16 protein-coding genes are annotated in these 20,172 nt (G+C 33.4%); 13 read left to right on the top strand and 3 right to left on the bottom strand.

Annotated elements, in window-relative coordinates:
- Positions 1-3: 3 nt before the first annotated feature.
- The 4 genes from OM967_RS06440 to OM967_RS06425 all read left to right on the top strand — a co-directional run bounded on the left by OM967_RS06440 (position 4) and on the right by OM967_RS06425 (position 8,154).
- Positions 4-1,467 carry a DegQ family serine endoprotease gene (locus OM967_RS06440; protein ID WP_211907721.1) on the top strand — a complete coding sequence of 488 codons (1,464 nt, stop codon included), beginning with the start codon at positions 4-6 and terminating at the stop codon, positions 1,465-1,467.
- A 372-nt stretch (positions 1,468-1,839) separates the two neighbouring features.
- The gene (locus tag OM967_RS06435) at positions 1,840-5,592 is read left to right on the top strand and encodes a collagen-like protein (protein WP_264337812.1); all 3,753 of its coding nucleotides are present in this window, start codon (positions 1,840-1,842) and stop codon (positions 5,590-5,592) included.
- 4 nt (positions 5,593-5,596) lie between these two features.
- On the top strand, positions 5,597-6,922 hold the full coding sequence (locus tag OM967_RS06430) for a hypothetical protein (RefSeq protein WP_211907719.1): 1,326 nt from the start codon (positions 5,597-5,599) through the stop codon (positions 6,920-6,922).
- 134 nt (positions 6,923-7,056) lie between these two features.
- Complete coding sequence (locus OM967_RS06425; protein WP_264337811.1) at positions 7,057-8,154, top strand: AAA family ATPase; 1,098 nt, start codon at positions 7,057-7,059, stop codon at positions 8,152-8,154.
- A 678-nt stretch (positions 8,155-8,832) separates the two neighbouring features.
- Here the strand turns inward: OM967_RS06425 and OM967_RS06420 are convergent.
- A complete protein-coding gene (locus OM967_RS06420; protein ID WP_264337810.1) occupies positions 8,833-9,945 on the bottom strand; it encodes an alpha/beta hydrolase in 1,113 nt (370 codons plus the stop codon).
- A 69-nt stretch (positions 9,946-10,014) separates the two neighbouring features.
- On the opposite strand from OM967_RS06420, the gene terL reads away from it, so the two are divergent.
- Positions 10,015-11,412, top strand: a complete 1,398-nt coding sequence (terL, locus tag OM967_RS06415; protein ID WP_264337809.1) for a phage terminase large subunit — start codon at positions 10,015-10,017, stop codon at positions 11,410-11,412.
- A gap of 130 nt (positions 11,413-11,542) precedes the next feature.
- Positions 11,543-12,064, top strand: a complete 522-nt coding sequence (locus tag OM967_RS06410) for a pyrimidine dimer DNA glycosylase/endonuclease V (protein ID WP_211907715.1) — start codon at positions 11,543-11,545, stop codon at positions 12,062-12,064.
- A 208-nt stretch (positions 12,065-12,272) separates the two neighbouring features.
- Here the strand turns inward: OM967_RS06410 and trmB are convergent, their stop codons facing one another.
- The gene (trmB, locus tag OM967_RS06405) at positions 12,273-12,917 is read right to left on the bottom strand and encodes a tRNA (guanosine(46)-N7)-methyltransferase TrmB (RefSeq protein ID WP_211907714.1); all 645 of its coding nucleotides are present in this window, start codon (positions 12,915-12,917) and stop codon (positions 12,273-12,275) included.
- A 103-nt stretch (positions 12,918-13,020) separates the two neighbouring features.
- On the opposite strand from trmB, the gene OM967_RS06400 reads away from it, so the two are divergent.
- Genes OM967_RS06400 through OM967_RS06390 form a run of 3 tightly spaced genes read left to right on the top strand, consistent with a single transcriptional unit; the run spans position 13,021 to position 15,332 of the window.
- Positions 13,021-14,673 carry a 30S ribosomal protein S1 gene (locus OM967_RS06400; protein WP_264337808.1) on the top strand — a complete coding sequence of 551 codons (1,653 nt, stop codon included), beginning with the start codon at positions 13,021-13,023 and terminating at the stop codon, positions 14,671-14,673.
- Between the two features lie 19 nt (positions 14,674-14,692).
- Positions 14,693-14,971: an HU family DNA-binding protein gene (locus tag OM967_RS06395; protein WP_211907712.1), complete on the top strand. Its 279-nt coding sequence runs from the start codon at positions 14,693-14,695 to the stop codon at positions 14,969-14,971.
- A gap of 43 nt (positions 14,972-15,014) precedes the next feature.
- A complete protein-coding gene (locus tag OM967_RS06390) occupies positions 15,015-15,332 on the top strand; it encodes a cell division protein ZapA (RefSeq protein WP_214249966.1) in 318 nt (105 codons plus the stop codon).
- Here the strand turns inward: OM967_RS06390 and OM967_RS06385 are convergent.
- Positions 15,310-15,576: an FAD assembly factor SdhE gene (locus tag OM967_RS06385; protein WP_211908755.1), complete on the bottom strand. Its 267-nt coding sequence runs from the start codon at positions 15,574-15,576 to the stop codon at positions 15,310-15,312. The genes OM967_RS06390 and OM967_RS06385 overlap by 23 nt on opposite strands.
- A 99-nt stretch (positions 15,577-15,675) precedes the next feature.
- On the opposite strand from OM967_RS06385, the gene rseP reads away from it, so the two are divergent.
- Genes rseP through fabZ form a run of 4 tightly spaced genes read left to right on the top strand, consistent with a single transcriptional unit; the run spans position 15,676 to position 20,129 of the window.
- Positions 15,676-16,791 (top strand): RIP metalloprotease RseP, encoded by a 1,116-nt coding sequence (gene rseP, locus OM967_RS06380; RefSeq protein ID WP_250120231.1) that lies wholly within the window; start codon positions 15,676-15,678, stop codon positions 16,789-16,791.
- A 7-nt stretch (positions 16,792-16,798) separates the two neighbouring features.
- On the top strand, positions 16,799-19,132 hold the full coding sequence (bamA, locus tag OM967_RS06375; protein WP_264337807.1) for an outer membrane protein assembly factor BamA: 2,334 nt from the start codon (positions 16,799-16,801) through the stop codon (positions 19,130-19,132).
- Positions 19,133-19,693, top strand: a complete 561-nt coding sequence (locus OM967_RS06370; RefSeq protein ID WP_211907708.1) for an OmpH family outer membrane protein — start codon at positions 19,133-19,135, stop codon at positions 19,691-19,693.
- Between the two features lie 4 nt (positions 19,694-19,697).
- On the top strand, positions 19,698-20,129 hold the full coding sequence (fabZ, locus tag OM967_RS06365) for a 3-hydroxyacyl-ACP dehydratase FabZ (RefSeq protein ID WP_211907707.1): 432 nt from the start codon (positions 19,698-19,700) through the stop codon (positions 20,127-20,129).
- Positions 20,130-20,172 lie beyond the last annotated feature (43 nt).

Here is a 20,172-nt window from a genome sequence, read left to right as displayed (position 1 = left end):
TTTATGAAAAGTAAAGCATTTATTTTATCTATATTTGCATATTTTTTAATTTCATTTTCTTCATATGCTAATCTGTTTGCAAAAACAGTTGCAGATCCTGTATGTAGTTGTAATAAAGGGCTTGCTGATATAGTGGAAGAACTTATTCCCGCAGTTGTAAATATTTCAAGTGAGCAAATAGTTAAGCAAGAAAATAACAGTAGAACTAAAATTCCCTTTACGCCAAGAAATAATTTCTTTGATGACTTTAGAGAATTTTTCGAGCATTTTGATCAATTTTTCGATAGAGCTCCTAGCATTAATAGAGAAGTGACGTTACTTGGGTCTGGATTTATTATAGATAAAAGTGGAACCATAGTAACCAACTATCACGTTATTAAAAATGCCCAAGATATTACAGTTACTATGAACGATAATACTTATTTCAAAGCAGAAGTTTTAGGCTATGATGCAAAAACTGATCTTGCTGTGCTTAAGATTAATTCTGATAAAGATCTTCCTTGTGTTGAATTTGGTAATTCTGACAAAGCAAGAGTTGGTGATACAGTTATTGCAATAGGCAACCCTTTTGGTTTGGGTGGCTCTGTAAGTACAGGGATTGTGTCTGCAAGATCTAGAGACATTAGTATTGGTACTATGAATGAATTTATTCAAACTGATGCTGCAATTAATAGAGGTAACTCAGGGGGACCACTATTTCATCTAAATGGAAAAGTTATAGGTATTAATACTGCTATTTATTCCCCATCTGAGTCTGGCGGTAACGTGGGTATAGGCTTTGCTATACCATCTAATCTAGCTATTTCAATTATTGACACATTAAAAAGTGGTAAAAAAATAAAACATGGTTGGCTTGGCGTGCAAGTTCAGCCTATAACAAAAGAATTTGCTGAATCCTTGAGTTTAAAAGATATCAAAGGTGCATTAGTTGCAAGCGTAGTAAAGGGCAGTCCTGCAGAGAAAGGAGGAATCAAAGTAGGTGATATACTATTAGAGTTTGACGGCAAAAAAATTGATAGAATGACGCAATTACCTCATATGGTTTCACGAACTGAGCCCGGAAAGAAAGTACAGGTTAAGTTACTTAGAAAAGGTAAAGAAGTCAATATCAAGGTTGCAATCGAGGAATCTGCAAACGATGATTCAGGTAATAATCAAGAAGAAAATAAATCAACATCTAGTTATATAAGTGGTTTAACCGTTTCAAATTTGCCAAAAGAACTAAAAAACAATGCACCCACAAAGGGTGTAGTAGTTACTAGTGTAGATAGTAGTAGTAATTCTACACTACGTGTTATTAAGAAAGGTGATATAATTATTCAACTAGATGGAATCGATATTGAAAATACTAATGATTTTCAAAAACAAATTGATTCAGCAGTAAAGAAAGACGGCAAAGATTCAGTAATGTTGCTTATTTACCGCAATGGAAACCAGTTTTTTACTTCAATCAAATTGAAGAAGTAGCTATTTATCTAGCTGGTCATGAAAAAATTGCTTGACAAATTTAACTAGCTTCTTTACCCTAAGGGTGAGGGCTTTTATGTAGATTAATAAAATTTATCCCTATACTGAAAACGTTTCCAACGAGATTATGGAAGAACTAGATTTCAGTATCAAGCACTGGAACAACATCATCTATAAGATGAAAGAGCTGGAGTGGTAAGAAATTCGATAATATAAAGCATTTTTACGCTCAGTTGTAAAAAAATAACTTTCTTTCACAAGTTAATTTATAATTAAATTAGTGTAAAATATAATTATATTTACTGATCATCATTATTAATCAATAATTAATACCCATAAATTAATTATATCTAATCGCAAAGGGAGGTGGAGATGCGTTTTAAACTAGAAAAGGAAGGTATCCTACAAAAAGATTGTAATAATAGAACTGGTCGTAGGATACCTGCACAAATAAGATTAAATAACAAAACAACATTTAGCCTGCCTAGTGTATCTTACATTATCATCGACAGCAATATTGATCTGAGTTTTCACATTTGGGATTTGAAGCATGACGTGGCAAGTATACTAAACGACTTATCTGAATGGCCACAATTAAAGCTAGAAAGGGTAGGAAATGATTACAAATTCGCTTTAGTTACTACCTCTGATAAACCTTATTATTATTACTATGATGGCAAAGCTAATATCATCGCTACTATTGATCTTATACCTCAGAATTACACATATGGTTTCTATGTTAACACATATAATCGTGAAAGCTGTAGTATTTATTATGAACGGCTAGAAAACAGGAAAGTTTTAATAGATCCAAAAGACATAATTAGTAGCAAAAATGTCAGTTTTATTTTGGAAGATCTTAAAAGTTCACCTGATAAAAGACTCGAAATAAAAATAGGAGACTATTTGTTTAAAGAATCAAGAAATATATACAAATTATATAGGAGCGCTCAGGTATATGATTCAATTGGTAGAAAAGTTGGCATATTGAATGATATCAATTCAGCATTTACTCGTATAAGCAATACATTCGAGTTATTCCCTTTTCATGAAATGGAGAGCTTGAAAGCACAAGATACCTATTTCGCAGTAAAAAAGTTAGGCAATAATTATGTTGGTTGCATATCGTATGAAAATAGCACATGCAAAAATTTTTATAATTTTAACCCTAATTCTTTTGGGTATGAGCACGACAATAGACCAGGTCCATATCCTTATTATTATAACTTAGAAAATTTTGATAACTTTTTGGAGGTTGATGTGAATATTCAAGAACATATAAATTTAGAAACAGAAATTAAACTTTTAAAACGCAAAATTGAAAGATTAGAACGTACTGGTGTACAAGGTCCTAAAGGTGAGCCAGGTGAAAGGGGACAAAAAGGTGATAGAGGCTTCGATGGAGCGCCTGGTCCTCAAGGTAACAAGGGAGATACTGGATCGTCAGGTGCGCATGGATCAAAAGGCGATCAAGGACCTAAAGGAGAAAAAGGAAATCAAGGCACTAATGGAATAACTCCAAGTATTAATCAAGTTGTTACCGAATTTTCTTCTAACAGAGCCCATCTATATCCTTTAGCAGCAGCTATAATGGAAGAAGATAAGCTTAATTCCATGGGATTTTCAGAAAGAATAGCACATTTTTTTGGTGAGCGTGTAAAGCGAGAAGATTCTTTAAAAGCGTTAGTTAAAGGCGTACAAGGTCCTCCAGGCCAAAAGGGCGAACCAGGTCGTAACGGTGAACGGGGGTTAAAGGGCGAACAAGGTTCCAAAGGTAATGAGGGTGACCGAGGTTTTCCTGGTCCAGAAGGTTCTAAAGGAGATACTGGCTCAAAAGGTGAGAAGGGAGATGCCTCAAGTGCTATAGAAATTGCAACTGAATTAGTTACCAGTAAAAAAGCTGAGCTAGGAGAAGCAGTTCTTAACGCAAATGGTATCAAAGGTGAAAATCTTGCAACTCAGATTGCCGGTAAAATTAATCTTAATTCGCAGGAACTTGTGAATAAAATTGATGTAGCAAAACTTACTGAAGGAGTAGTAAGTAAACTTTCTTTAGAGGAAGCAAAAAACATTATAAAAGATACTGTGAGTAAGATAACAAGCGATGCCACAAAGAAAAATAATCCCGATCCTATAGCCTTCCAAAAATATGAAAAATTTGCAGAAAAGCTTGCTAAACTACTTGTTGATAGAAGCAGTATGAGCGAGATAGAAGCTCACAATCTTATAAAAGGTAAGGTGAGCGATTGGGCACTTGCTAAGTATCTTCTGCTTCATAGTGATTTAAATAAGCAGCCAAAGGCTCTAGAAATCGTGAAGCAAGAAATAGACAAGGAAAAATTAGTTGAGTATTTGCTTGAGTATGCCAAATTAAAAGGCGATGTGAATGCAGCAAAAACAATAGTTGAAAATATTGTTCATCAGTTCTTTGACACTCAAAAAGTAGGTGAATTAGGAAGAGCAGTACTAGAAGCAAAAGATGATCAAGATAAAAAAGTGCTGGTAAATGATCCAGTCTTACGTGAAGGAATAGCAGAAGAGTTGAGACAAAATCCAGGAAAGATAAAAGGTCCCAAAGGAGATACTGGTTCTAAAGGTGATAAAGGAGATACTGGAACAGATGGATTGCCAGGTGCACAAGGTCCTAAGGGAGAGCCAGGCATAAAAGGTGAGCCAGGTATAAATGGAACAAAGGGAGATATTGGTCCTAAAGGATTAGACGGAGCCATGGGAATAAAAGGTGATATGGGTGAGAAAGGAGAGATCGGAGCTCCAGGTGCAAATGGATTGCAAGGTCCAGAAGGTCCTAAGGGAGAGCCAGGTCTGAGGGGCTTCAATGGTACGCAAGGTCTTACAGGTAACAAGGGTGAGCCCGGTATAGACGGATTAAAAGGAGATATTGGTCCTAAAGGATTAGACGGAGCTATGGGAATAAAAGGTGATATGGGTGAGAAAGGAGAGATAGGTTCTAAAGGTGAAAAAGGAGAACCAGGTGCGAATGGGTTGCAAGGTCCAGAAGGTCCTAAAGGATCAGATGGGTTGCCAGGTTCAAAAGGAGAGCCAGGTCTGAGGGGCTTCAATGGTACACAAGGTCTTACAGGCAACAAGGGTGAGCCAGGTATAAATGGAACAAAGGGAGATATTGGTCCTAAAGGATTAGACGGAGCCATGGGAATAAAAGGTGATATGGGTGAGAAAGGAGAGATAGGTTCTAAAGGTGAAAAAGGAGAACCAGGTGCGAATGGATTGCCAGGTTCCAAGGGAGAAGATGGAATAGGTGCTACATTAGCTGATCAGTTTTTACGTGAGATAAGAAAAGCAAAAAATGAAACTCTGGATGCTAAAAAAGCAGCAGAGGCAGCTAAAAATGCTTCAGAAGGTTTTGCCAAACAAGCTAAAGATACGGAAGATAAGGTTAAAATACTACACAATCAAACAGTGAATCTTACAGGAGAAGCTGAAGATTCTGCTGATCAAGCACTTCAATCCGCAGAAAATGCGGAAGCATTGCATAGTAGCGTAAGAGATATGTTTTGTACAACAAATCCTGCAGATCAAGTTTGTAGTGCACACAGAAGAAGGAGGGAAACTAAAAAATCATCAGTGACGAGCGGAGCAAGCAGACCAACTTCATTTATATCTCAAGTAATAAATTTCTTTTACCCTGCGGTAGGACAGGACGAATATAAAGTAAAAAATGAAATACAGGAAGTGGCAAAAATAATAGATGCAGCAGATGTTGTAACAAAATTTGAAGAAGTATTGGGAGCAACAGCTGTGAAATGTGGCATTTCAAAGAAAAGTCTAAATTTTGATCCAGTGGAACTGCAGTCAACCATTATCAATAAGTCATTACTTAATGATGAAAATCATAATGAGTTGTTGAAGTTCTTGTGTATAACTGCAAAAAAATCACTCCCTAATTACAAACAAACTAGTAAATGTTTGTTTACTTTTAAAGATCATATGGAAAAAAGATTAAAAGACAATGAGCAGCAAAGAGCTTTCGTTAATACTGAAAAAATAGTGGCAAATAATGAGCAGCCAAGGAGTTTTATGAGTTATGTCTCTCCTCCTAGTAGCCTCAGTGCTATTAATCAGCAAGTTGTCGGTTATTTAAGGTAATATCATGGAAAAACATATATTTAAAATAGAGGATAAAAACCCGCTCTATAAAAAATTGATTAAACTTCCTGCTGAATATTATATATTAAACAAAAATAGTAAGGTTATCCATTCACATATTGGTACAATTAAAGTAGAGGATATTAATGGTTTAAAGTTAAAGAAGCAGGGAGATAAAATATCTTTATATGAAGGAAACTTACCCCTGCAGGCAGAAAGATCTGATGAAAGTGGAAACTCTATTAAAGAGGATCTTATTGTAGAACAAGAAGCTATAATAAGTACAAATAGAAACAATATTATAGAAAAGCTTGAATCAAAACCTATCTTGATTTCGCTTTACAACATAAAAGATAGTCCTAACTTTGGCCTCAAATTGTCTGGTAGAGATATAACTGGAGTACTCAATTTTATCAATTTTAACGATGAAAATGACCCAGTACTACAAAAAATTCAAGAAGAAAAAGGTGGACTTTATTTTACAATAGAAGGTGATTATATCTATATATCAGATGAAGAAGGAAAATGTCTTCCAGTATGTGAAGATGGTAGTTGCTATAAGTATCAATACACAAAAAATGAACATGATATATTAGAAATTAGTGAGATATCAACAATAATAAAAAACTTAACTAAAACTGAGCAATGCAGTGCACCAGCTAAGGCAGAGCAGAATTTTACTTTGCAGCAAGGAGAGAAGTTATCGGATAATATCTATCAAGCAGATATCATGTTAAACGGTAAGCTCGTAGCTACTTTACCGAAAATAGGTTACTGCATGCTTGATGACCAATTGGTCATACATAATCACGTTACAGAAGAAGAGATAAAAATTCCTAGAGACTTTCATTACCTTAAAGTCGTTAAGTCTAGTAATAATGATGATTATAAATTAACGTTTTGTAATTTCTTAGGTAATAAGTTTTTTGAACATAAAAAGTACGATTCTCAATACTCAAATGTTCCAAATAAATATCAATATATAAGTTTAAACTGTATGAAAAAGGAATATAAGCCAGATTTCTGCAAGTTACTTAACGATAAACCATCGTTTTTTATTGTGAAAGGAACTACTAATCAAGATTCTTCAGGCCACTGCCCAGCTGATGTATTTGAATTAACAAAAAGTGGAAAAGGTAAGAAAATGGCTACATTAATTGATCAATTTGGCTCTTTCAATAAAGAGGGTAAGTTTCAATATTGTGATTACCATACAAAAGCAGATTACGATGTTTATGATTCTTATAAAATTAATAAAGAGTACACAGCAACAGATGAGTTTCTCTTCAATGATGACATAGTTCTTTATACTATTCCAGAGCTATCTTAACCACGCACAAAGTATATTATAATTGCTTTTTAAAAGTGAATTTAGTAGAATTCAAAGAAGTGTAAGGGTATATTTTTTTAGTATTTAATCTAAATAAAATTGTTCTCAGTTTAAAATCGATATAAGACAGTAAGATGAAAAAAATTGAAATCTCAGAATTACTCAAAAGAATTGCTATCTGTTTACTATGCATAGCAATTATGGTCTCTATTGCTCTTTTGTTTGCCTATATGCATACAATGTTTCTCAGTAAAGGATATGAGCTGGCTACACATTATATTAGCGAAGCTATGCCTTTTGTGTTACTCACTGTTTTCTTTTTTATCGCTTGGTTTATATATGATCAAATATTTAGTAAAATGAAGGAAGTAGAGCTGCCTATAGAAATAGAATTAGCTAATTCAGATAATAAAACAACATTTGCTAATGTTATAATTGACGATTCCTTAAAACAACGATTGCAGATTATTTGCTGTAACCAAATGACAGAAGAAATGCGTGAGATGTTTGGAAGTGAAAGTATTAACTCACTAAAAGGTTATATACTGCACGGCCCTCCTGGAAATGGTAAAACACTTATCGCCCGCGCAATTGCAGGTGAATCCAATATGAATTTTATAAGTATCTCAGGTCCAGAACTTATTGGAGTATATATTGGTCATGGTGCACATGCTGTACGCGAGCTTTTTAAAGTAGCGAGAAAATATTCTCCTTGTATAGTATTCATAGATGAAATAGATGCAGTTGCCCAAAAAAGAAGTACCGCTAATAACTCAGCTTACAACTGTCGAGAGAGCTTAACACAGTTACTAACTGAAATAGATGAATTTAAGAGCAGAAAAGATATAATAGTAATTGGTGCAACTAACCTGGTCAATGAGATAGATCCAGCACTTATTAGGCCTGGACGCTTAGGTCAAAGGGTTCATATACCTAATCCAAATGTGGAAACGAGACAAAAGATATTGGAGCTTTATACCAAAAATACAAAAACTGATGGAAGGCTAAATATTCAAGATATTGCAAAAAAAACAGAAGGCTATTCTGGAGCTGAGTTAGAACAATTAGTTAATGAAGCAAAAATATACGCTGCTCTTGAAAGAAAGTCCAAGGTAGTGAGTAAGGAAGATTTCAACCACGCGTTTCACAAGCTAAATCCAGTACAAGGAAGAGGGAGAATAACATTAGCTTCATGTCAGACACAGACGACAGAAGCCCCTTTTGTACAATAAAAACTGGAAGTGTAGCAAGATGTGCCAAATTTCGTTATTGAAAATAAAATTTAAAACTTGCTATCATTTTGCCACTCGTTAGTACCACAGTGGTTTTGTAATAGAACACAAGCTGCAAAAACTTAAGGAAAAAATGGGTCAGTGCTTGACACTGGCATCTAGTTCTTTCCATCAAAAATGCTGTAAAGTGTTCACCAATTTAGTTGGATCCCAGTACTGGGATGACATTATGAAGACCTAGCAGTTTATGACGGTGTCATTCCAGCGCGTAGCGCTGGAATCTAGTTCTTATTACCTGAGTCTTCTGGGTCCCAGTACTCGTATGACAAGAAAAGGGAGTATTGGTTTCAGCATTAGCCATGCATCTGGATCCCAGTATCAAGTACTGGGATGACAAGAGAAAGAGGACACTGGGATGAAATTATGAAGGCCGGGATAAACACTATGAGGACTGGAATGACATTATGAAGACCTCTAGCAGTTTATGACGGTGTCATTCCAGTGTGGAATCCAGCTTTTTTGTAATTTTATTGAAAATATCGTATAGCTATTTGTTCACAATTAATTCTTCTGGATCCCAGTACTCGGATGATAAGAAAAGAAACACTGGTTTCAATATTTGCATGCATCTGAACAGATACAGATGGCTAAAATATTGAAGAAAGCATACGCGTCAAGTTAAGAGCAACTAGCCTTCTTTGACTTGTTAAGAAAGGTCTTTTTTTCCTCAGATTCTATTGTCACATGCTGAAATGACATCGAAGGATGCTCTTGCTTCTTCATGTAATTATGCAAAAAGTCCTTTGGATTTTTGCAGCTTGAAAAATCTTTATAAAATTTACTTTCTTTAAATGCTTTAATCTTCTCTTCATTATTTAATGAGCCATATTTAGAAAAATATTCATCTGTAATATAAATATATAAACTAATCAACTCAGGAAAAGTGTAATCAGTTTTGTTGGAAGACTTTAAACACGTAATTGGCAATTTATGTATATCTTTATCAGCTTTTTTCGAATCAATACACTCATCATTTTTTCTTAATATTATATGCTGCTTGAAAAATTCTTCATATTCCTCAAATCCTTCAAATACTTCTTTTTTTTGGTAATCTTTTCTTCTACCGCTTTGATCTATTTTTTCTATTTCTGTTGCAAGTTGCGCTGGCTGTTTTATCGTTTTATCTCCCTCTCGATTAAAGTACATTGTATAAGGAGTAATTGAATTTACGATTTTATATGTCTTCCAGTGGCAGCCAAAAATCTTTAGTACCAATTTGATTATCGGAGCAAGAAAAATTTTTAATTTTGCCATAAAACCAAAGTAATAAAGAGACGCTTGTTTAAGTGAACTAGCGGCATTGCTAACGATACATCTTAAATGTATATCCTTACCCTTAAAATTTTTATGAACCTCTGCAGCCACATGTCCACCTAGGCAGTCTCCAAACAATATGATATCATCTGGCTTTATACCTTTTTCCAATAAGTTAGTTACAACTGCTACACCAGATTTAACTCTATTGCTACGTATCAATGAGTTATTTTTACTTAAACCAAGTCCAAGATAATTAAAAAGATGTACAGTTATCCCTTGCTCTGTGGCCCAATTCCAATTTGGGGAATAATCTTTACCAGGGCTTAACGCTCTATTTCCACCAATAAAGTATATCAGATGTTTTTCACCTTGATTATTGTTTTGATTTTTACCAAGAAGCGTAATTGTCTCTATTTTCATCCCGTTTTGAGTTTTTATAAATTCTCTCTCAGTTTGCTCTCTTATTTCTTTCATATTTTAACTCTCACTATGCTGGTTTAATTATACAACAAAATCTTAAAAAAATCAACAAACCTTAATTTTATGAACAATATAAACCTTCTCAAATTCATTGAATTATGCTTTCAAACGGTAGTGCCGGGGTGTGAGTATAATGATTATCAATATATAAAAATCATAGCAGACAGGCTTGAAGCAGCAAGCGCTGGTGAAGCAAGAAGAATAATATTCAATATGCCGCCGCGTTCAATGAAGTCCATTTGTGTAAGTGTTGCATGGCCCGCATGGATACTTGGAAATCAGCCAACTGCAAGAATAATAGTTGCAAGTTATTCTCGGTTGCTTAGCGAAAAGCACTCACTCGATACAAGGTGCATAATGCAATCTGATTGGTATAGAGAGCTATTTCCGAAAGTAGAATTATGCAAAGATCAAAACACTAAATATAAATTTCAAACAGTGCAAAGAGGATGTAGGATTGCAACATCAGTTGAGGGAACATTAACCGGTGAAGGTGGAGATTTCATTATCGTGGATGATCCACTAAGTCCCGCACAAGCTTTGAGCGAAACATTTAGAAAGCGTGCTGCAAACTGGTTTGATCAGGCTTTAGTAACCAGGCTCAACGACAGAAAAAAAGGAGTTATCGTTCTTGTGATGCACAGACTCCATTTAGAAGATTTAACTGGTCACCTCCTCTGTAAACCAAGAAACATATGGCATCATGTCTGTTTACCAATAATAGCTGAAGATAAGGAGATTATTTATTCAGTTAATAATCATATTCCAGAGCATGAACAGGAAATATACTCAAGAAAAGAAGGTCAATTGTTGTATTCCCTAACTGAAGGAAAAGAAGAAATTGAGATGATAAAAGCTGAACTTGGGAGTTATGGTTTTGCTGCTCAATACCAACAAAACCCTCTACCACTTTCAAGTGCTATAATTAAACGAGAGTGGTTGAAGCGCTATAAAAATTTTCCTGATAGCCTCTTGCATGTAACACAAAGTTGGGATACTGCAATTTCAACAAACAATACAAGTGACTTTAGTGTCTGCACTACCTGGACAAAAGTAGATAATACATTCTATTTACTCGATGTATATCGCGCAAAACTTGAATATCCAAAACTTAAAGAGAAAGTTCTGTCGCTGGCTGCAAGGTGGAAGCCACACGCAATTTTAATCGAAGCAAAAGCAAGCGGTCAGCAATTGGTTCAGGAGCTCAGGAAAAACAGTGATTTACCTATTATTCAAATAGTACCACATGATGACAAATTAACTCGATTTCACCGAATTGTCCCAATTATAGAATCTGAGCGGGTTTTTCTCCCTAACCAAGCAGTATGGCTTAGCGACTTTGAGTATGAGATTTTAATGTTTCCAGAAATCCGTCACGACGATCAAGTAGACAGTACCGTGCAATATCTTCAGTGGGTGAGAAATAATATTGCTAGAGTGGTAGCTATACATTCATTGTAGCTTGAAAAGGTTCCTCGGAATTGTGTATAATTTTTTTAACTGAGCTTATTTAACTTATCCATTTTCTGAATGATATTTTAGGGTTTATTGAAATAAATACTACGCAAAAATTCTATCTCTGGGTGCTTAGATGAATATCTTTATATTAGACGAAAATCCTGTAACTGCAGCACAAATGTTATGCGATAAGCACATAGTAAAAATGCCGCTAGAAACTGCTCAATTGCTTAGCAGTGTTTTTTCAATAGCATTAAAAGAGCCAAATCCTTTAGTCAGCATTACAAACCAGAATATAGAAGTTCCATATAAACTTACTCACAAAAACCATCCTTGTTCTTTATGGGCTAGACAATCAAAAGGAAACTTTGATTGGTTAATAAAACATGGAAAAGAATTGTGTATAGAATATAGCTTGCGATACAAAAGAACGCATAAATCCGAAGAAGTTATAGATTGGTGCGATAATAACAAGGATTTGCTAATATTTCGATCAGCTGATATACAAGCTTTTACACAAGCGTTACCTAATCGATATAAATGTAGTAACCCAATAGAAGCATATAGAGAATATTACCTAAAAGAAAAGATGAGATTTGCTAAGTGGGAAAAAGGTAGAGAAGCACCAGATTGGTTGCTAGACAAAATGCTATAGGTTATAAAATTATCCAAACCGATCATAAAAAAGGTAGAATTGAAGTTGCAAAAGCAATGCTGGCTGATAATGTTGATGTTTATCAAGTTTATTGATCTTTCTATTTGTGAGATTAAAGAATTCAGTAAACTGTTATTCCCAGTATATGGTAGGCTACTTGCACTATAGAGTGTCATGTACACATCTGTACTAACAAGCAGAGGTAAATCTAAGTCAGTTTAGATATAACATTTACTTTAAAAAACTTTATTTTACGCTGATATTCTAGCGCTTTTCTGTGGTATTTTGTTGGGGTATAATTTGCAAAACTATCTTCCTTATAGGTTAAAAAATTACACTGCTTTATATGTAACTCTATCCACTCTGCATAATCCTGATGATCAGTTGCAATAAATATTTCACCTGTGACAAGTATTTTTTTTGCTAATAAATTTAAAAATTCCGTATTAATTAACCGTCTTTTGTTGTGACTTCTTTTTGGCCATGGATCTGGAAAGAGAATAAAGAATTTTTCAACACTGTGGTCAGGAAAATTGACAATTAATTCTCTTGCATCTTCTGTCCATATTAAAATATTTTTTATGCTGTGTGCTTCTATGCTTTTTAGCAAGGAAGAGACCCCCTTTAAATAAGGCTCACATCCTATAAATAATAGATCAGATTCATTGAATGCCTGATGGAGCATATTTTTACCATTACCGAAACCTATTTCTACTCGTATTCTTTTTTGTAAGTCTACGATCTTTTTTATAGATTCCTTGCTGTTTTTAATAGAATACTTCTCCAAAACATTCAACTTCAACCTAGATCTTCTGGAAAATGACCTAATCCAATTATTATTCCTAGATAACATATCTTACATAACTTAATCTTTTATAGCTTAAACAATTCTCGAAATGAATTAATGAGAATTTACTTGTCACTAATTATTAATATTATATAATATATGAGTTCTAATGAAGTTAAAATTAAAAGGTATGGAAAGTACAGTTGCTATCAAGAGGCTATCATCAAATAGATTCATAGAAGAGATATTTCAAGATCAATTTGATAATCAAGACAATGACTTTTGTGAAGATTCTTTTGCTAACAAAATCAAAGAAGGAGATGTGGTAGAAGGTATAATCACAAGAAGAAATTCTAATGATATTGTGGTTGATGTTGGTTTAAAGTCAGACGGAAGAATTCTGATTAAGGAGCTCAGTTGTAATGATGATATCACTGTTGGCTCGAAAATTAGAGTTTATGTTGAAAGAATTGAAGATTACCATGGTAATGTTGTTCTTAGTCGTGAGAAAGCAATCAGAGACGAAAAATGGAATAAATTGGAAGAAAGCGCAGTTACAAAAGATGAAGTAACAGGAATCATTAAACGCTCAATTAAATGCGGTTTTATTGTTGATCTTGGTGATGGAATAAGTGCGTTTTTACCGCTGAGTCATGTGGATTTGAAGCAAATAAAAGATGCTAATCACCTTATTGAAACTGAACAAAAATTCATCGTGCTTAAAATGGATAAGAAGCAGGGGAATATTGTAGTATCAAGAAAGCTGGTATTAGAGAACTTGCATGCTGGTGAAAAAATTAAGTTTTTAGAATCTTTAAATGAAGGTGATGTAGTAGAAGGCAAAATAAAAAGCATCACTCACTACGGTGCATTTGTTGGCATTCATGAATCAGATACAGTGGGAGTTATAGATGGACTGCTACATATTACAGATATCTCTTGGAGTAATGTAAGTCATCCATCTGCAATTTTTTCTTGTGGTCAGCATATAAAAACTAAAATTATAAAAATAGATAGAGAAAATGGAAAAATCTCCCTTGGTGTAAAACAATTAGGAGATAATCCTTGGCAAGATCTAGAGTCAAAATGTCCAATTAATAGCGTACACAAAGGATGTGTAACGGGTATAAAAGATTGTGGATTCATTGTTGAGATTAAACCTGGGATTGCGGGTTTGGTACACTCATCAGAAATAACTTGGAGCAAGAGTAATTTACCAATCAGTAGTTTTGTAACAATAGGACAAGAAGTGGATGTAAAAATTCTCGGTATTGACATTATTAAAAATAAGATGAGTTTAAGCACAAAAAGGTGCGTAGAGAATCCTTGGCAAGTATTTATTGATAAATATCCTCTTGGTTCTATTGTTTCTGGTAAAGTTAAAAGCAACAATGGTTCGCAAATATCTGTGACTTTTGATAATTCTGAGATATCTGAGGACGTAGAAGGAACAATTTATATGCAAAATCTAAGTTGGTCGAAAAACAATTCAGATGAGATAAAAAAGTATAATGTAGGTGATGAAATAGAAGCAAAAGTGATAAGGGCTAACGTAGATCGGACAAGAATTTATCTTGGAGTAAAGCAAATAGAGTATGATCCTCTTGAAGAACTGATAGAGAAAGTTAAAGTAGGGGATAAAATTCAGGTTACTGTAAGTAAGAGAGAGGAAAATGGTCTAATCGTTGAGGTTGAGAACAATGTAACCCTTTTAGTAGATCAAGAGCATTTACCAGAAAATAAAAAGTTTTCTATATCAGAAAAAATACAAGTTGAAGTAGTAGGTGTTGAAAAATATAATATAATATTATCTGCCAAATAACTTCTTGTGCTTCATATAAATGGCAACAAAATCTGATATAATAGCAAAAGTGGCAAAAAAACACCTTTTGTTAGATAAGGTCATTATAGCAGACATAGTTGATAGTTTCTTTCGAGTGTTTTCAAACACGTTGAAATATCATAATAGAATTGAAATCAGGGGGTTTGGTTCTTTTTCAATTAGAAGCTATAACTTGAAAGAAGCAAGTAATTTGACGTCACAGAAGGTTGCAAAACATCAATACTTTAAAACTTATTTTCGTAGCAGTAAAAAGTTATCCCTCTTGATAAATGAATGAAAATCTATATTGTAAATTTGAAAGTTGTACAATATAGCATCATATGCAAGTAGTAGAAATAGTTATACGTAATAACACATATAAAATATCTTGCGAAAGTAAAAAGAAGGACCATTTATTACAACTTGCTAATAGCTTCAACAAGCTAGTTAGCTCCATATCTCAAAGAACTGGAGGTAAGGGCTCAGATGCATTAAATTTCTTACTTGCAGCATTGACTCTCGAAGACAAAATTTTAGAATTAACAAAGCGATTAGACGAAATAAATCAAGAATGCAAAAAGTATAGGGAGGAAAAAAGAGTAGAATATGCTGAAGTATTAGATAGGGTAAACAAGATTATTGGGTGCATAAGTGATTAAAGCAAGCAATCAAATCGACTACCTCACTACTCAAATCAGGGGGGAGAAGTTTCTTACGAGTTATGTAACAATATAATTCGTAATCATCAAGATCAACTATTTTTTCGTATTCAATTAGTTCACTTAAGGAAAATTTATCAAGATATTTCAATGCAAAATGCCCTAAAAGTATATCAGTTTCTTTACAACCCCTATGCCAACTCCTATACATCAGTTTTCTTCTTAATAAGGAGATATCTATCATTGTCATTAAACTTTTTTTTAATTTAAAGACTAAACTAAATACTTGTCAAGCAAGGCGCATTTTAATATACTCAATGTTTGATTAAGATTTAAAACATAGGTGGAATTAATTTCTCATCAACTTAGCGCTGGAATATATTATTTTTTATCGTTTTCTTTAATAATTTCTATCATAGTATTCGTGCATGAATGTGGGCATTATATTGTCGCTAAAGCATGCAAGGTTAAAGTTGAATCTTTTTCTATAGGCTTTGGTCCTGAAATTTTTGGTTTTAACGACAAGTCTGGAACTAGATGGAAATTAAGTGCCTTTCCATTGGGTGGCTACGTTAAAATGTTAGGGGATACTAATGCAGCAAGCGTTCCTGTTGATCAACAAAAATTAACTGAAGAAGAAAAATTATACTCATTCCATACAAAACCTCGATATCAAAAAGCAGCAATAGTTTTTGCAGGGCCTTTTGCAAACATGATATTTACCGTTATAGCTTTCACAATATTTTTCAGCGTGGCAGGTTATTATCGTACTCCACCAGTAATTGGTAATGTAATTGAAGAAAGTGCAGCAAAGCAAGCTGGCCTATTACCAGGTGACACTATTACACAGATCAATGAGTACAAAATAAAATACTTTGAAGATATTTCACGCGTGATAATGTCCAACCCTGAAACAAGAATAGAAATTAAGTATAGCAGAAATAACAAAGAGTACAGAACTATTCTAACTCCGTTTACAGTTGAGGATAGAGATGTCTTTGGTAACATAATAGAAAGAAAAACTATAGGAATTACCTCAATTAATATGATAGGGTTAAAACAGTCATCTTTTCTTGGAGCTGCTAGCCTATCAGTGAATGAAACCTACCACACTATGTGTTTAACAATCAAAGCACTCTTTCAAATTGTTGTTGGTAAAAGGAGTATAAATGAAATAGGTGGGCCAATAAAAATTGCAAAATATTCAGGGCAATCAGCTAAAAAGGGACTTATGATGGTTCTATATTTTATGGCAATTATTTCAGCTAATTTAGCTGCAATTAACTTGCTGCCAATACCACTACTAGATGGTGGGCATTTATTTCATTATATTATAGAAGCAGTTATACGTAGAGATTTGAGTTTGAAATATCAAAAATATGCAGTCACTTTCGGTGCTACCATATTGTTTTTGTTGATGGCAGTTGCAATCACAAATGATATTAGGCATCTTTTTTAAGATACATATGAAAAAGTTATTTCACATACTAATAATAATACTTATTTCTTTTCCCACTCTACTTGTTGCTCTAGAAAATAAAGAAAAAGTACAGATAAAAAATATTAAGTATATTGGCAATGAGCGAGTAAGTGATCAAACAATAAGGTTTTATACAAAATTAGAACCAGGTAGTCATATAAATGATGATGATGTAGATTCAGTTATAAAAGATTTATACAAAACAAAGTTATTTGCTAGTATTAACGCCTATATCGATGATGAAAAAAACTTAGTAGTAAAAATTCATGAGAACCCATTGATTAACAAAGTAATATTGAAAGGCAATAAGTTATTTAACAGTAAAGAGTTGCTAAATAACGTTATCCAGTCAAAATCACTAACTATTTTCACTGAAACAAAATTACAAAACGATTTAATAAATCTAGCTACTCTTTATAGGAACAGTGGTAAAATTGGTGTTAAAATTGCATATGAGCTAGATAAACTTGGTAGCAATAGGATAAACCTAATTTTTAAGATAAAAGAAGGAAGAACGTCTAAAATTAAGGGTTTACGATTCATAGGTAATAAAAACTTTTCAGCAAATGAGCTAGAGCAAGTTATCAAAAGGCATAGCAATGATATATTTAGTAAGTTATTTAGAGCCATTTTTAAAAGCGGAACTCATTATTCACCTCAATATCTACTGATTAACACAGAACTGCTTGATCGCTTCTATTCATCTAAGGGGTATATTCAAAATAATATCCAACCAATTGTTGAGGTTGATAATAACAACCAAATAGAGTTAACTTTTTTGATTGATGAAAAGCAGCAATACTTATTTGGAAATAATGAAGTTGATATTGAAACTGAGATTCAGGATTTAAGTTTAAGGGAAGAAATATTAGAATTTATCAAAGAGGAAAATAATCAAATATTTAATAGAGTTAAAATTAACAATACAGCAGAAAAAATAAGTAAACATTTAAACGAAAAAGGATATATATTTGCAAAAGTTAATCCAGAATATACACAACATAACAATATTGTGGATGTAACTTACAAAGTGCTACCAGGTAAAAAGATTTATATAAACCAAATTACTATTGATGGTAATGACCGCACTTTAGATAAAGTAATTAGAAGAAAACTTAGCATAGCAGAAGGCGACGCATATAACACATCTGACATTCAAAAATCACGTAGAAAACTTATATATAGCGATTTTTTTGAAACAGTAAAAATAAATAGTTATATAGTGGATGAAAATGCAGTAAATCTTGATTTAAATGTCAAAGAAAAAAGAACTGCCTCGTTATCTTTAACAGGTGGCATGTCCCTTCCTGGTGGAGTATTTGTTAAAACCGATTTCACAGATCGTAATTTATTTGGTAGTGGTAAAGAGGTATCTTTTGCTCTTGAAAAAAGTCAATATGTTCTTTCTACTAGTATAGACGCTGTTGAAAATAATTTTAACGATTCTGATACTTCACTAGGCATGAGTATTTTTTATGAAAAACAAGACAAACCAAACACTACTTTCGATACCTGCAACTGGGGAGGAATAGCAAAAGTATCATATAAAATCTCAGAAAATCTAACCAATTCCTTTCAATATTCTTATAAGTATAATCACATACACATGGACAATAAGGGTGGAAAAGATGAGGATATCTCTGAGATAATAAGAGATCAAGAAGGTGAGTATCAGGTTTCATCAGTGGGATACACGTTAGCGTACAATAAACTGGATAACCTCTATACTCCTAAAGAGGGATATTTATTGCGTTTAAGTCAGGATATTTCAGGATTATGGGGAAATGTAAATTTCCTAAAATCTGAATTCTTATCTTTTTATACACACCCTATATTAAGCAAAATTGATGATGATATAACATTGCGCTTTAAAGTAGCAGCAGGTCATATTTTTTCCTATACTAATAAAGAGCTCAACATTGGCCAGCACTTCTTTAAAGGTGGCAATGAGATTAGAGGATTTGACCTTTCCGGCATTGGACCAAGAGCAGAAGACAAAAATAAAAGCTCATTGGGAGGCAAAACTTATTTTAATTTAACACAGCAAGTAGATTTTCCACTATCTAAACTATACGACTATGCTGGTATCAAAGGCTCACTATTTGTTGACTATGCAACACTTTTTGGTTTAGATGAAAAGAAGGGATATAGTGGGAAATATTACGATAGTAAGCTTATAAGAGTATCACCAGGTTTTGGCTTTTCAATGCCTTCTCCTTTTGGTAGGCTGAGATTAGATTTTGGATTTCCTTTAGTAAAGGAAGCTTATGACATAATACCATCGACAAACGTTAAAATTTCTATTGAAGCGGGGATTTAAATGAAATATATACAGTTATTTACATCAGTTATTGCCTTAATTATTTCCTTATTTGTGGGGTATAAGTTTGTAGGGTATCAACCTCAGAGCGCGATTAATACAAAGGCTGCCATTATTGATAGTGACAAAGTTATCAATGAATCTCTGGCTCTGCAAAATATACAACAACAAATAAAGGAGCAGAATTCTAGATTACAGCAAGAATTTGAAAATGAGTTGGAAAAATTTAAGCCATCGAAAGAAGAATTTGACCTTTTGTCAGAAGAAGCAAAAAAAGAAAAGACGGAACAATTTAGTAAGCATACTGTAAGCGTTAGGGATAATTACGCCAAGAAAATGTCACATTTAGAAGAAAATTATCGAGAAGCAGTAGAAAGTGTCTTTAACAAGATAAAAGAAGTTGCTAAAAGAACGGCAGAAAAAAACAATATAGATTTAGTACTATTTATTTCAAAAAAGAATCAAGTTTTATACTCCATGGATGAAGTCGATTTATCGGATGTGGTATTAAAAAATGTAAACAAGGAAATACCTGAATTTGCTTTGCAAAGCATTGAGTAGGCTTATGCAATGTAATATCAATAATATTATAAAAATACTACCACATTCTTATCCTTTTCTCTTAGTAGATAGGGTTATAGAATGCGAACCTGGTAAAAGTATAAAAGCAATCAAAAATGTTACTTTCAACGAGCAATTTTTTATTGGTCATTTTCCTGGCCATCCGATAATGCCAGGAGTTTTGATAATTGAGTCTTTAGCTCAGGCATCTGCTATATGTGTTCTCGGTAAAAAAATAGTAGAAAATAAAGTTGTATACTTTATGTCCATTGAAAACGCAAAATTCAGAAAGCCAGTCACTCCAGGAGATACCTTAATTCTTCAATCTAACTTTGAAGGTTTGCGTTTAGGTGTATACAAATTTAAGTGTGTTGCATCTGTTGGAAAAGAAGAGGTTGCAGGAGCAACAATCTTAGCAAAACTGCAAGATAAATAAAATCTTCATCTATAAGAAACAGTATGTACACTGTATAGTATAA

This window comes from Wolbachia endosymbiont (group B) of Dolichovespula media (assembly GCF_947179505.1).
Classification (GTDB): domain Bacteria; phylum Pseudomonadota; class Alphaproteobacteria; order Rickettsiales; family Anaplasmataceae; genus Wolbachia.
This window is presented reverse-complemented; position numbering and strand designations above follow the sequence as displayed.